This window comes from Levilactobacillus parabrevis ATCC 53295 (assembly GCF_001434055.1).
Taxonomy (GTDB): Bacteria; Bacillota; Bacilli; order Lactobacillales; family Lactobacillaceae; genus Levilactobacillus; species Levilactobacillus parabrevis.
Genome location: NZ_AZCZ01000002.1, coordinates 34,916 through 48,519 on the forward strand (window position 1 = coordinate 34,916; position 13,604 = coordinate 48,519).

Sequence of the window (13,604 nt, forward strand, 5' to 3'; positions counted from 1 at the left end):
CACTCTCTTTAACAAAAAAACAGCGACCGGACCAAATTGTCCGCATCGCTGCTTGAAGAAAAAACGTTTATTACGTTTGGAGTTGGTCGATACCATAGCGGGTCGACCGTAATTTTTACTTTGGAGGAGTAAAATTATTAACTTATTCGTTCGTAAATTCGTAAGTTATGAGGACAACTATAACAGGTAATTGTGAAGAAAATATGACGGTGGGAAAATAATCTAGTCAGCACCGGCAAATTCTTGGGTGTAGAGCATCTGGTCGGTTGAAACTTGTTGGTAGAGTTCGTCTGCCAGTTCTGAGGGGATTGCGCCGGCCGTTCGTCGTTGTTGAATGTAAGTGTATTCGTATTGGAAAGCTTGAATAAATAATTCATTTTGTTGGTCCGTTGACTTGTTGGCTACGAAGCGGCTGTGACGGGCGTTGTAGTAGTTGCGGACGGCATTTACTTCAGTCTGATTATCTACTGTAGAAATTTCGGTTAAAAAGTTAATGACGTTTGTGTAAATGTCAGCTTCAATTTTTAAATAGTTTTCACGTTGCTGTTTTCTAGCAACATGTTTAACGCGACGCCAATTATGGCTGAACATGAACGTTATCCGGTGGCTAATGAACCGGAACCACAATGACAAGTTGACGAAAGGATTATGACTGCTCATTTGTGATTTCATCACCAGTATCCGCACGTAGCGGTTGGCAAAGCCATTAGAAATGACATGATTATCAGCTAGGCTCTGGACAGTCTTGACCTCTACCTGAGCCGCTTGATTGATCAGAGCTCGAACCTTTTTACGATCGGGTCGGATGTCGGTAGCTTGGCTGCTCAGGGTTTCAATTACGGATTGGGCAGCTGCGGTGTTATCCGGATTTTCTTGGGCGAGTCGTTCTGCAGCGTAGGCGACTAGCGCTTTACGTTCTTGAATAACGGTATCGGGGTCTACAACGGTTGTTTTCTTAGGCAGGATAAACGGCAAGACAATAGTTGGAACCAATAGGCTCAAGATGATAACAATGGCAGCCACGAAGATCAGTGTATTTCTAAAGGGAAAGGCGGCGCCGTGGAGGGTTAATGGTAGTGAAAAGGCCATGGCTAGTGTAATGGTTCCGTGGACGCCAGAGAGGGCGCCAATCAAGGCGTTTCGCGATCGGTCTTTTTTACCAGAACGAATCATTGCCCAGTCGAAGCGAATCCAAAGGTAACGTAAGGCTAACATGACCAAGTAAAGGATAACGGCCAGCAGAAGGAAACTAGGCAACGATTTGGTGCCATCGCGTTGAATATTTACCCATACGGTTGGTAGGGAGACACCCAGCAGGACAAAGACAAATCCATTTAAAATACTGGTAAAGAAATCCCATGTGGAGCGTGAGACGAGTTGTAATTGCGTACTAGATAGGCGTAGTTGATTGCTGGAAGCACTATAGATCAGCCCAGCGGCAACAACGGCTAGAATACCAGATAGTTCAAGGTGCTCTGCGGCCAGGTAGATTAGAAATGGCATGATTAAATCATAAGGGATAATCACACTAGAGGAATCCTTTCCGCTCTGGACCAGGAAGACACGGATGATAACGGAGACAAGTCCTAAGACGACCCCGATTAATAGACCGCCAAGGAAGACCACAAAGAAGTGTTTGATGCCGTCACCTAGGGAAAATTGACCAGTAGTGAAAGCAGTAAGGGCAAGATTGAAGGCAACCAAGCCGGAAGCATCGTTGAAGAGTGATTCGCGTTCTAGCATGCCCATAACGCGCTCCGGCACAGCCATGTTACTGGTAATGGAGGAGACGGCAACGGCATCGGTTGGTGTGACGATAGCTGCGAGTGCGAAGGCTAAGGCTAGGGGAATCCCAACGATAACAGCGTGACTCAGGTAGCCCATGCCGACCACTGTTAATACCGCTAGAACGATGGCCATTGAGATGATTGACCCCATATTTTTGCGGAGCTCACGGGCATTCGCGTTTTTTCCGTCATAGAACATAAGGGGCGCAATGATAATGAGCATAAACATCTCGGGTTCAAGGACGAAGTGGTGGTACATCGGCACCAGAGAAAGAATGGCACCAGCAAAGATTTGATAGAAGGCTTTCGGAATTAACGGAAAATAGGGATAGACTGTATTGGCAACGATGGTCGCAACAATCAGTAAGACAACAGCGTAAAAGGCTAACAAAACGGGTTCCTCCCGACAAAAACGTAATTTATGATGTCCCTATTTTACGCTTCTAGGAAATAAATGTGGGGAGAAATCGCTTGTCAAAGAAAAGGTTTAGCCATTTTGGTTAGTTTGAGTAAGCGCTTTTATGAACTAAAGGAAGATCTGAATGAATATTAAAACATTTAATATGAATATTAATGCATTTTAGATAAAAAGAGACGCCGGGACCGTTTTTAGTCATAAATTTAGGTCATATCATGAGATAGTTGACTAACTGCCCTAACTTTGTGGGAGCTTTAGTGGCGATGCTTTCAAGGATTTTTGCGAGTTATCACAAGTGGATAAATGATTGCGAAAATAGTTGGGAAAGACAACCAACCCACCAAAAAATGTTGACCGTTATTTAGAAAGTTTCCAAAAAGGGTTGATTATTCATTCAATTGTGGTAACATATAAGTTGGTTCTACTAGATAGTTCAGTGAAATATTCGGGGGGAACCAGAACAAGTCAGTTGTTTTTTCTATCGTTACTCAATCCAACGATAAGGAAGTGCTTAGATATGATCAATTTGTATATTGCGCCAAGTAGCGCATCCAGTCGGAAGGCACGGGCATGGCTGAAGGATCACGACATTGCGTTCAATGAACGGAATATCAAGTCCAAGCCGTTAAATGCCGCCGAAGTTAAGCAGATTCTACGCTTAACGGAGAATGGCAGTGAGGACATCATCTCAACGCGGTCTAATGTATTTAAGGAATTGCACGTTGATTTAGATAGTCTCTCAGTTAGCCAGCTTGTTGACTTAGTTGTTAAGTACCCAGACTTAATTAAGCGGCCCATCATCTTTGATGACAAGCGACTTGAAGTGGGTTACAACGAAGAGGAAATTCGTCGGTTCTTACCACGTGAAGTGCGGACAGCCGAATTACACCACTTAGAATCACAATTAAGCTCATAGACCGGATCGATCAGTTCTCGGGGGAGTGCTGATCGGTTTTTTGTGGAGAACACTAAATATAAACGAATAAATAAAGCGATTGCCAGATCAACTTTTGAGTTGAAAGGGTGATCGCTTTTTTCGTGATTAACTGGATTGGTCAGAATTGTTCTGATCCAATAACTTTCGTAGTTTGGGGCTGATATCATTCGCGGCGTCCTTTTGATTCTGTTCATTAAGCGCCAACGTCTGAATGCGTCGTTTGAGTTCAGCAATGGTATAGTTCGTAATCAGTTTTTCAAAAACCAATCGGGGGCCCTGAGCCTCTTGAGAGGCCTCGAGAGCGGTCATATAGGCCTGGCGAGCTGCTTTGTCGGGTTGCACATTGATAACGGGATAGCCTGCTTGCGTTAAGGCCATATTCATGAGTAGTCGTGCGGTTCGGCCGTTGCCGTCTAGAAAAGGATGAATCGTGACAAATCTTTGGTGAAAATCGGCCGCATAGATAATGGGATGTTGCATCGCCTGGGCCTGGTTTGCCCAAGAAATCAGGGCGTCAACCGCTGGCTGGATATCTAAGGGACTGGTATAAGGACGATGTTCAGAGCCGTAGGGCCACACATCAATCGTCCGGTAAGTCCCGGCTTCGCTGACGTCATTTGCTGTTTTTAACGTGACGATCCGGTTGAGGTCTCGAATAATGGTGGTGCTTAGAGGAATGTGCTCCGTAGCTAGAGTGGTCATATATTCATAAGCGGCGTTAAGATCCAACGTCTCCAGGACATCCTTGATGGGGACGTTGTGAATGGTCATTCCAGTATCTAGAATTGACGCAGTTTCATAGCGATTGAGTGTATTTCCCTCGATGGCATTGGATGACCAGACGTGTTCAATTCGGATGTTTTTTTCGAGCTGAGCGACTGCAGCTTCGGATAGCGGTCGATAAGCAGCCATCTTAGTTTTTAACTGACTAGCTTGCTCTAAAAGTTGATTGAGTTCAGTATCCATGAGGAAAATCCCCCTTTCTGTTGTTTTCAATTTTAGCAGAGTTCTCTTGCCGAAGATAAAAAAAGTACTGGGCCATCTGCTCAGTACTTTTTCAAATACAGTCGATTTAAGAATTAGTGATACCAGTAACCAGGTTTCAGCTACCTAAGCGTGTTGCTGCTTCCGGTAGCTTTGCGCCATGTTGGCGTAACCGAGCTGTTCCAGGGTGTCAACCACGGTGGCCTCAATCGTTCCAGTTGCAACGACGTCAAAGCCGGCTAATTGGGCCACAATGAGGCTTTCTACGCGGTGGACAACGGTGGGATCGTTGGTCAGCGCCGTTAGTGCTGCATGGATCTGACGGGAATTGAACGGAACGTGCTCCCCAGCCAAATTTTCCACGGTTAGGCCACCTGGATACATCGTAGTCTGTGATCTTCTTAAAACGTCCATCGTCTCTAGCCCTCCTAGGTTTGCCGAACCCGTTAAACGAAAATACTAACGACCGGTTAAAATGAGTATAGGTCTATGTTACGATGAATTTCAGAAAAATACAACTAGATATAGTACGAATATGTGAGACTTTTCTACATATGGTAGTAAAACCACAGAGTGTGGTGTATCGAATTTTCTGTTACTTGATTCCCTTTAGACTTTCCTGACTGTGAATCAATTGGGCGAGCAGCGCATTGGTTGGGGCAGGAACGTTGAGCTTAGCGCCAAGTTTGGCAACGTAGCCGTTAAGAAAGTCAATTTCGGTTGGCCGCTTCTTAGCCATATCTTGGTGCATCGACGGGTAGTGCCCCCCATTTTTACTAGGGTCGAACTGTGCGGCAATCAGGGCCGTTACATCGGCCGCACTGAATTGGATCTTGGCTGCGGTGGCGACGGCTTCGAACTCGTTGAGGACGGCATCGTTCAATGTCCGCCAGTTAGGGAGACTACCGAATTCGGCGATGTTGCAGTCGAACAGGGTGCAGTAAGTGTTGAGGACGCTGTTCAGACCAGCCTTTTTCCAGATGGCGGCCAGGACATTTTCGGCCGGGCTAGCGTTGAGACCAGCCCCATTTAAGGTCGCAATTAGTCCGGGCAAGTCTGGGAACTTTTCGGGGACAATGGCCTGTAGGGAAATGCTCCCGGTTCCCGTGACCGTGATGTGGCCGGGTCCCGTGAGGCTAGAAGACCAGACCGTGGTCCCAGCGACGACGTGATCCTTAGGCACGTGGCGTTCGATGGTCTCGACGTTACCGATGCCGTTGGCTAGCGTCAACACAGTTGGCTGATTACCCAGTACACCGCTGAGTTGTTGGAGCATCTGATCCATCTGCATGGCTTTAGTAAAGAGGATGACGAGGTCAAACTGTTCGGTGACCTCTTCAGGCCGCTTAGCCGTCATGTGGTAGACGTGGTCAGTACCATCATCGGTCGTGACAGTCAGGCCTTGCTGTTGAATGGTCGTGACATGCTCGTCCCAGTTATCAATCAAGGTGACCTGGTTACCAGCTGATTGAAGCTTTACGCCAAAGCGGCTACCCATGGCACCCGCACCAGCAATTGCAATTTTCATTTCAAGCTCACTCCTTCTGTCTGCGTTACTCCCAGTGTAGCAGGTTTCAGTGGAAGTGGCGTAATGTGGGGGTTGATAATTGACATCGCACCGGAGCTGGCTTAACATTAAAAACAATTATTTGATGAGAAAATAATGAGAAAATTTATAAATAGCTAGGAGCGATGCGGTATGTCCCAAGGGGTCAGTGCACAAGATCTTTATCGATTAAAATCTGTGTCCCAAGCGTCAGCGGCGAATCAGCAGGTTTTCTTCGTCGAAAATAGTATTGATGAGGCTAACAATCAGTATTTGGCCCGCATTAAGCGCGTTGACCAAGCTGGTCACACACAAGATGTGGCGGTCAATGGCCAGTTGAACTTACAACCCGCCGTTGCCGGTGACCAATTATTTTACGCAGCTAAAGTTGGTACGGCAAAGCCACAACTATTTGCGGTGGCTGTAAATGATGGTGAATCGACGCTGATAACCACGACGACACCGAATGAAGCTGTGAATACGGTGATGGCTGCGGCCGATGGTCAAAGTGTTTATTTCAAAACGACCGAGACTGCCGAGCGCCCCAAGTTACCTAACCAAGAAAAGTTTCCTAAGACCCGGCACGTCACCCGGTTAGTCAATAAGGCCGATGGCTACGGTTGGCTACCACAGGACGTGACGTATCGGTTACGACGCTACTTACCGGCAACTGGAGTTGTGGAGGAAATCTGCCAACAGGGTGCCGACTTCAGTTTGACCTCGGTTAGCCAGGACGGGCGCTACGTCACCATTCTTCAGGATGATCATCCCGATGACGACCGTAATTTTGCCCACGGTGCGTATTGCCTGGACACCCAAACGGGACAGATGGTAGATTTGACGGCGAATTTGATCCACGGCCATTTTGCGGATGCCACGCTGTCACCCGATGGCCAACAGGTCGCGTTAGTTGGGGACAACGGCGCGGCTGGCCGCCACACTGTGGCCAACGTCTACCTCGTTGCCGCAACTGGTGGTGATCTGACCAGTCTGACTGATGACTTAGATGCCGACCCGAATCCCGAATTTGCTGGGGACTTTGTGCAGCAGGCTGGGAGTAAACTCGTGCGCTGGTTGGATGCCGACCGAGTCGTCTTTGTCACGGCCTTTCACGGGCACAGCCAACTCTACGTGGGCGATGCTCGAGGAATTACGTTAATCGATGATACGGCTCGCCAAATCGTGGACTTTGACGTGGTGGATGCCGAGACACTAGCGCTAAGTGTTTCCTATCAGGATCAGCCGAGTCAGTTGCGGGCATTCAAGGTGGCCGACGGTGCTGAAACCGTCAGCTATGATCCCAACGCGGCCTACGAGAATACCCACGAATTCGCCCATCCCCAACGTTTTGACTACACGTCAGTGGACGGTCAAGCGCTAGAAGGCTGGTACTTGCCAGCGCAAACCAACGCGCCGAAGCAGCCAGTCTTACTTTACGTTCACGGGGGACCACACGCCAACTATGGCGAGGCCTTCTTCTATGAATTCCAGGTCCACGCGAGTCGTGGTTACGGGGTGGTCTTCTTCAATCCGCGAGGTTCAACCAGTTACGGTCAGGCCTTCGAAAGCAACGTGAACGGGCACTACGGTGAGGATGACTACGATGACGTCATGACGGGGTTGGACGTGGCGTTAGCCAAATTCCCCCAGCTTGATGCGGACCGTCAGTACATTGCCGGTGGCTCGTATGGTGGCTTCATGACCACGTGGGCGGTTGGCCACACGAAGCGGTTTGCGGCGGCTGTCTCACAGCGGTCGGTGACGAACTGGATCAGCCTCTTTGGAATCAGTGATATTGGTTTCTACTTCAATCCGGAAGAACTGGCCATCGACTTGTTTGCAGACGGTGGGGTCGAATCCTACTGGAAACAGTCCCCGTTGGCCTACGCCCAGAACGTGACGACACCGATTCGTCTGCTCCACGGGGAGTGGGATATGCGCTGTCCAATCAGTCAGTCGGAGGAATTTTTTACAGCTGTTAAACGTAACGGGGTCGACGCGGACTTTATTCGCTACCCACAGAGTTTCCACGGTGTTTCGCGGAACGGGTTACCTAGCTTACGTATTCAGCGGATCGATGACATGACGGAGTGGTTCACGGCGCACCCTTCAGTGAAACGGGATTAGTTTGATTGAAAACTTCAAATTAGATGATGTAAGAAAAATTTAACCTTAATTGAGAGGGTCGGGGTCCGTAAAGGGCGTCGGCCTTTTTGGCGGGGGTGATGCGTACGTGATATGGCAGGGGGCTGTCCTGTTTGTTGGGAGGCTAAATAATAGGTTAGAATCCCCCGGTGTTGCCGCATTGCCCATGTACAGCGGCCTAGCAGAGGAGTATCCTTGCGAGTGGTGCTTTGGCACTAGACTAAATTGGTGTGTGTAAATTTAATGGATAAAAAAATTATTTCAGGATCATTTTGGCTCTCGTTTGGGAGTATCTTTTCACGAATCTTAGGCGTCGTTTACCTGATCCCGTGGCTGGCGATGATTGGTTCGCCCCAGCATCAGACCGTGGCTCAGGCGCTGTTTAATACAGCCTACACGCCGTATGCGTTGTTCATTGCGCTCGGGACGGCAGGTTTTCCGTCCGCCATTGCTCGGCGGGTGGCGTTCTTTAACGGGGAAGATAGCTTCATCAACTCTAAACACATTGCGTATGCGGGTTTTGGTTTCATGCTGGTGTCCGGCGTGATCTGTGGGGCTTTACTCTATGGGCTTGCGCCAATCTTGGCCGCTAACAGTCCCGTTAGCTCGGTGGCCAACGCCACGTTTGCCATTCGTTGCCTGGTTCCGGCCATCGTAATCCTGCCATCGATGAGCATTCTGCGGGGCTGGTTTCAGGGAAATGGGGACCTCAAACCGTTTGGGATTTCCCAACTTTGGGAACAGTTTATCCGGATCATTGTGATTCTTGGTGGGACCTACTGGTTGATTGAAATTAGTCACCAAGGCTATGTACAGGCAGTCTTCGTAAGTGTCGCGGCGGCCTTTGTTGGTGCCGTGGCCAGTTACCTCTACTTATTGGGCCATTTATGGCGTCAGCGCGGCGTTTATCGGCAAATGACGGCCAAGAGCCAGACGGGTAAGCAACATGCCGCGGGTAAGCTCCTGCGGATGATTGGCTATGAGTCGATTCCGTTTGTCATTGTGGGCTCAGGAATTACCCTGAGTCAGCTGATTGACCAGCTCTTCTTCAAGCAGATCATGCAGGGCCTCTTGCATCAGTCGGCAGAGGCCACACAGTATGTCTTCACAATCTTCTCGGCCAACCCTAACAAGATTACCACGGTGATCGTGTCGTTAGCGATGGCGGTGGCAGAGACGTCGCTGCCGTTGTTGGCGGGGAAGCTAGCCGACATCAAAAAGAATCGTCAAGAGATTGGCGCACTGTTGACCAACAACGTTCAGCTACTGACATTTGTTCTCTTACCGCTGGTGGTGTTGGTGAGCACCTTTGCCTACCCCATCTACGGGATCTTCTTCAACTTTGACGGGGCTGGGGCAACCTATCTGGTGGCCAACGTCTGGCAAAGCTTGATTCTGGCACTGGCGCTGGACTTGTTGACGGTGCTCCAGGCGTTACGGATGAGTAAGAAGGCCACGACGTACCTGTTGACTGGGTTAGGGATTAAACTAGTGCTGCAATTGCCGTTGGTCTACTTGTTCCAAGGTTATGGGGCGCTGTTGACCACGGGGATTGCCTTTGGCTGGATTACCATCGTCAGCTGGCGTCTGATCCGCCGGAGTTATGCGGTAGCTCTGGGTGGCATTCGGCCAATTATCCGGCTGAATCTGGTCTTTGCGGTACTAGCAACGATTCTGGTGGATGGCTGTCAGTGGCTCTTCGGTAGTGTCTTCTTCACGGGGAAACTGCTTACGATGGGTTACGCAGCCGTTCTTGGGTTGATTGCGGTCGGCCTATACGTTTGGCTGGCTAATCGATTAGGTGTGGCCCAGTTGATCTTCAAACGACCACTTAAATTAGAAATTCGGCGTTAAGGTATTGAAGTCTAGGCAAATTGCCTGGGCTTTTTATTTTTGTTAGACTTGGTAGGTATTAGGGGATAACTAGCTATAGGAAATAGAAGAAGTTAACCTAAGGAGTTATCAGAAGAGTTCTGGAGAGGAAGAATGGGGGATTGGATGCGATTTGAAAATCTGTTTTATCTTTGCTTTTTTGGCGGATTTGTTGTTTTCATGGCGTTTTCGGTACCTAAGTGGTTTGTCGTAATATACGCTATTTTAGGCGTTGTTGGAATTCTCTATTTTGATAGAAAACACAGGCAACATTAGAAAAATGGCGCTTATTTAGGTTGCGTTTTAAGAATAGGTCTAGGCAAACTGCCTGGACTTTTTATTTTGGAAATAAATCTTCAGAATGATTAGCTATGTAGGACTAAGGCTTGACGCCTGGGCGTTCGCAACCTATTATGCAACCATGACGGGCGCAACTAGCCCGGGCAAAGTGCATGATGTTCGGCTTTGTTCGCTAGGAAGCCCGGGACACATCGGGTATGATAAATTTAATCAAAGGGGATGAGAGCATGGAGAATGTGTTTAGTCAGCAGTTGGTAAAATTGCGGCGTCGGCAGAATTTGTCACAGGAACAACTCGCTCACGAGCTATTTGTGTCACGACAGTCGATTTCAAAGTGGGAGCAGGGTGAGACGTCACCGGATTTGGACACGGTTGTGAAGCTTGCCAATCTCTTACAGGTGGATCTGAATGAACTGGTCGGGGGCCAAGTAGCAGAAGCTAAAGAACAGTCTTACAAGGCAGTCAAGACTTTGCCAGAGGGACAACGACCGATGAATGGCTGGGAGTTCCTTTCGAAGAATTGGTGGATGATTTTTCCGCTACTGGTTGCGCTCAGCTGGGTTGTTGGGATGTTTCAACATTAATTTGATTGTCAGACTGATTAAGTTAAAATGTAAATAATTGTGAAGCGGTCGCCTCATCTTCGTCGTGAGGCGACCGCTTTATGTGACTACAGATTCTGATAGGTCGGTAACGAGGGCTTTGCAGGGCGCACTTAACTGAAAAGGTAGAAGTTTGTGGGATTCAATATTTGAAATGGGGGATAACAATTTTAGCCGGAGGAGGCCAGGGACGGATCCGGCCGTGAAAGTGGTGTTAACTGGTGTTTTGGGCCAGTTTACAGCACGGGCAGTTTTGAAGACACGGTTTTTTCGTGGCTTCAAATTGAGTCGGAAGCCCGTTTCTCAGGCTGAAGCGTCCCCACAGCAGGTGGAATCCCTGGCAGCCGTAGTGCGAATATTAACTTAGTCTAGTGGCGATAGTGCATGCCAATTCGTCTACATCAAAGCCTTAGTGCAAAACAAAAACCCTCGCTGCGACGTAACAGCGAGGGTTAGAATTCATTTCATTTATGAAGGTTAGACGAGATGTTACTTAACGTTTGCGACCCGTGCGTAACCAACGGCGTGCCACCAAGGTGCGTGGACGGCTTCAGTAACGACCCCACGGTTCTGGGAATCGATCATCCGACCATGACCAACGTACATACCAACGTGGGAGATAGAACGCTTAGACCCACCGAAGAAGACCAAGTCACCCTTCTTGATGTGCTTGTAGCTAACGTGCTTGTACTTGTTGTATTGTGCTTGAGCGGTACGAGGGATCTTCTTAGAAGCACCCTTCTTGTAAACGTAACCGGTAAAGCCAGAGCAATCAAAACGGGAAGGACCAGTAGAACCCCAACCGTAAGGCTTACCTAATTGGGCCTTTGCGACCTTATGTAACTTGCTGTAGGAAACCGTCTTAGCAGCGGATGCACTGACGGGTTGGTTAACGGCGATGCCGGCAACCGTGAAAGCCACCATAGCGATTAATGATAATACAATTTTAGTCAACGTCTTCTTCATAAATGTAAACAAACTCCTTTAATTTCAATTATTTTTTAGTATTAAATGTTCTTTCGTTCGATTCAACATGATTAATACTATCAGGGAGTTGTTACAGAAATGTCTCAAACGAATATCAATCGGATTAAAGGTGAGATTGTCGTTTGCAACATTCCGAATTATTCAGGGGCATATGCATGTGGATAATGCCGGTGGGCCGCCATTTCTGGCGTTAATGTCATTTGTTGCAAACGGCCAGATTTTCGTGAAATAAAATTGTAAGTTGCCGTGGAAATATCGATGATAGCCCGGTAATGGGTGTAATTATGGTTCAATTCGGCACGTCGACTAGGGTCGTAGGGGAGGCTAACTTCGGCTAACCAGTGGAAGATTTGATGCAAACTGGCAGCTGTCGTAGTCATCGGCCGAGTGCCCCAACGCCGCAATGCCATGTGAATGAAGCGGGTTGTAGGGATGGTTCCGGTGGGTAGCGGTGCGCCACTCTGAAGATAGTCGCGTGCGGCTGTGACTGTTCGGCCCGTGAACTCTGACCCGGGGATTTTCAGAAAATCGTTCAAGTTCTGCAAATGCGTGGCTAGAATTGGAGTGTTCGTCAGGACGCCAACTGGATTTAACTGAGCTTTCAGCGGACCACCGGTAGGTTCAATTACCAAGGTCTGCCCGCTGCGGTCACTGAGAATCCAGTGAAAGGGGTAGACGTAGGGGTCATTCCCCCAACGACGGGCCACCAGCGTGACTTGAGGAAGATCGGCCACAACCTCGGCCAACGTCGCGTGTTCGCCTAGAACCCAGTTGATAAAGTCCTGGGGTGTGAGGTTAATGCTGTCGGCAACGGGATCACTGGCATAGCTGACGACGCCGGGTAGGTAGAGTTCGGCGCAGGTGATGCCGCCCTCGTTGATGCCATCTGCCATGAGATAGGTTGAAAAGTCCGCGGCTGGCCGGCCCCCACCGAGAAAGGCATAGCGGGTCGTTCGTGGGGTGTGGAGCGCGGTTTGCCAGTGATAGTTGCGGGGTAAGAAGACGGGCCGCCAGGACGTGGTCGTAGGAAAGTCCATGGTGCGGGCGAAAAAGTGGTGTTCAGCGGCTGACGTATAGGTTAGACTAGTACACACGAGACATTCCTCCTCATAATAAAAGAATTAATTTTAGTATAGCTTAGGTCTGAGGAGAGTTAAACCCGCGCACGATGAAAATGGCGGCAACAATCCGTGAGTTGGTGGCGGTGTGCCGCAGCGTTAACGTCAGAATTTTCAGGAAGTAGCGCTTGTATTCCCGGCGTGAATCTCGTAAGCTAATAGAGAACAGAAATACCCGTAAGAGGTTTGTTTCTTGGAAGGGAATTGGGAACTATGAAATCAGCATGGAACTTAGTGGGGATGGGCCTATGGTTGGTCGTCCTCGTGACACTCGTGTGGATGGTCCATGACATGCGGGTCCGGCGCATTCGGTTGATCGTGAAGGAACACCGCAGCTTTTCGTGGCAGAACTTGACGCTCTCAACGATTGAGTTGGTGGTGTGGCTACTGTTCTTTGGTGGGATGAGTTACACGACCTTCTTCCAAAACGTGAATCAGTTAGGGAGCAATCGGATCAGTCAAACGACTCGCTATGAACCACTGGTCATCAATACGGGCGCGTCGTCCGGCTCAGCTTACTACGTTGAAGTCGACAACAGTGATGGCAAGAAGCCAGTGCAACACTATACGTACTTGACCGAAGGCGAGAAGTACCAGGTCAGCAGCACGGACGCCACCGTTTCGGATGGCAAGAAACCCATCAACTTGCCGGCTTCGGCCTATAAGTGGGATGAACAAAAGGTCGCCAAGTATGACCAGCGCCATCAAAAGGCGTGGGTCGGCGTCATCGAAACCACCTATAAGAAGTCATTCGTCAACGGTCTCGGGTTACACGCCGGTCGACTGGCGAACCGCTTCACGTTGATTCGGATTCCGGATCATTCCTTTATGTTGAAGGATTCGGGTTACACCAATTAATTGAGAAGTTTATGAGGGGTTCTGAGCGGATGCTTGGGGCCTCTTTTTTA

At 48.9% G+C, this 13,604-nt stretch carries 11 protein-coding genes; 5 read left to right on the forward strand and 6 right to left on the reverse strand.

All coding sequences use genetic code 11. The features are described from left to right. Positions 1 to 222: 222 nt before the first annotated feature. Entirely contained in the window at positions 223 to 2,178 is a 1,956-nt protein-coding gene (locus FD07_RS00770) for a Na+/H+ antiporter (protein WP_020089120.1), read from the reverse strand. Between the two features lie 544 nt (positions 2,179 to 2,722). On the opposite strand from FD07_RS00770, the gene spx reads away from it, so the two are divergent. Beyond that, positions 2,723 to 3,121 (forward strand): transcriptional regulator Spx, encoded by a 399-nt coding sequence (gene spx / locus FD07_RS00775; RefSeq protein ID WP_020089121.1) that lies wholly within the window; start codon positions 2,723 to 2,725, stop codon positions 3,119 to 3,121. A 126-nt stretch (positions 3,122 to 3,247) separates the two neighbouring features. On the opposite strand, the gene FD07_RS00780 is transcribed toward spx, so the two are convergent. The 3 genes from FD07_RS00780 to FD07_RS00790 all read right to left on the reverse strand — a co-directional run bounded on the left by FD07_RS00780 (position 3,248) and on the right by FD07_RS00790 (position 5,654). Then, positions 3,248 to 4,108 carry a Fic family protein gene (locus FD07_RS00780; protein ID WP_020089122.1) on the reverse strand — a complete coding sequence of 287 codons (861 nt, stop codon included), beginning with the start codon at positions 4,106 to 4,108 and terminating at the stop codon, positions 3,248 to 3,250. Positions 4,109 to 4,252: 144 nt separating this feature from the next. Then, positions 4,253 to 4,540 (reverse strand): hypothetical protein, encoded by a 288-nt coding sequence (locus FD07_RS00785; RefSeq protein ID WP_020089123.1) that lies wholly within the window; start codon positions 4,538 to 4,540, stop codon positions 4,253 to 4,255. Positions 4,541 to 4,721: 181 nt separating this feature from the next. Next, entirely contained in the window at positions 4,722 to 5,654 is a 933-nt protein-coding gene (locus tag FD07_RS00790; RefSeq protein WP_020089124.1) for a ketopantoate reductase family protein, read from the reverse strand. Between the two features lie 171 nt (positions 5,655 to 5,825). Between FD07_RS00790 and FD07_RS00795 the strand changes: the two genes are divergently transcribed. The 3 genes from FD07_RS00795 (at position 5,826) to FD07_RS00805 (ending at position 10,573) form a co-directional block, all read left to right on the forward strand. Then, complete coding sequence (locus tag FD07_RS00795; protein WP_020089125.1) at positions 5,826 to 7,799, forward strand: S9 family peptidase; 1,974 nt, start codon at positions 5,826 to 5,828, stop codon at positions 7,797 to 7,799. A gap of 261 nt (positions 7,800 to 8,060) precedes the next feature. Next, positions 8,061 to 9,671 carry an oligosaccharide flippase family protein gene (locus FD07_RS00800; RefSeq protein WP_020089126.1) on the forward strand — a complete coding sequence of 537 codons (1,611 nt, stop codon included), beginning with the start codon at positions 8,061 to 8,063 and terminating at the stop codon, positions 9,669 to 9,671. Positions 9,672 to 10,216: 545 nt separating this feature from the next. Further along, positions 10,217 to 10,573 carry a helix-turn-helix domain-containing protein gene (locus FD07_RS00805; protein WP_020089128.1) on the forward strand — a complete coding sequence of 119 codons (357 nt, stop codon included), beginning with the start codon at positions 10,217 to 10,219 and terminating at the stop codon, positions 10,571 to 10,573. Between the two features lie 507 nt (positions 10,574 to 11,080). Here FD07_RS00805 and FD07_RS00810 read toward each other — a convergent pair. Together FD07_RS00810 and FD07_RS00815 are read right to left on the reverse strand one after the other, a co-directional pair. Further along, entirely contained in the window at positions 11,081 to 11,557 is a 477-nt protein-coding gene (locus FD07_RS00810) for a C40 family peptidase (RefSeq protein ID WP_020089129.1), read from the reverse strand. Positions 11,558 to 11,715: 158 nt separating this feature from the next. Next, positions 11,716 to 12,672 (reverse strand): linear amide C-N hydrolase, encoded by a 957-nt coding sequence (locus FD07_RS00815; RefSeq protein WP_020089130.1) that lies wholly within the window; start codon positions 12,670 to 12,672, stop codon positions 11,716 to 11,718. 237 nt (positions 12,673 to 12,909) lie between these two features. Here FD07_RS00815 and FD07_RS00820 point away from each other — a divergent pair, with 237 nt between their 5' ends. After that, a complete protein-coding gene (locus FD07_RS00820; protein ID WP_020089131.1) occupies positions 12,910 to 13,554 on the forward strand; it encodes an LVIS_2131 family protein in 645 nt (214 codons plus the stop codon). The last annotated feature ends 50 nt before the right edge of the window (positions 13,555 to 13,604 follow it).

Excerpts from the sequence above, each read along its gene's own strand:
- spx (WP_020089121.1), top strand. The coding sequence starts at position 2,723 with ATGATCAATTTGTATATTGCGCCAAGTAGCGCATCCAGTCGGAAGGCA.
- FD07_RS00795 (WP_020089125.1), top strand. The coding sequence starts at position 5,826 with ATGTCCCAAGGGGTCAGTGCACAAGATCTTTATCGATTAAAATCTGTG.
- FD07_RS00790 (WP_020089124.1), bottom strand. The coding sequence starts at position 5,654 with ATGAAAATTGCAATTGCTGGTGCGGGTGCCATGGGTAGCCGCTTTGGC.
- FD07_RS00820 (WP_020089131.1), top strand. The coding sequence starts at position 12,910 with ATGAAATCAGCATGGAACTTAGTGGGGATGGGCCTATGGTTGGTCGTC.
- FD07_RS00785 (WP_020089123.1), bottom strand. The coding sequence starts at position 4,540 with ATGGACGTTTTAAGAAGATCACAGACTACGATGTATCCAGGTGGCCTA.
- FD07_RS00780 (WP_020089122.1), bottom strand. The coding sequence starts at position 4,108 with ATGGATACTGAACTCAATCAACTTTTAGAGCAAGCTAGTCAGTTAAAA.
- FD07_RS00810 (WP_020089129.1), bottom strand. The coding sequence starts at position 11,557 with ATGAAGAAGACGTTGACTAAAATTGTATTATCATTAATCGCTATGGTG.
- FD07_RS00805 (WP_020089128.1), top strand. The coding sequence starts at position 10,217 with ATGGAGAATGTGTTTAGTCAGCAGTTGGTAAAATTGCGGCGTCGGCAG.
- FD07_RS00800 (WP_020089126.1), top strand. The coding sequence starts at position 8,061 with ATGGATAAAAAAATTATTTCAGGATCATTTTGGCTCTCGTTTGGGAGT.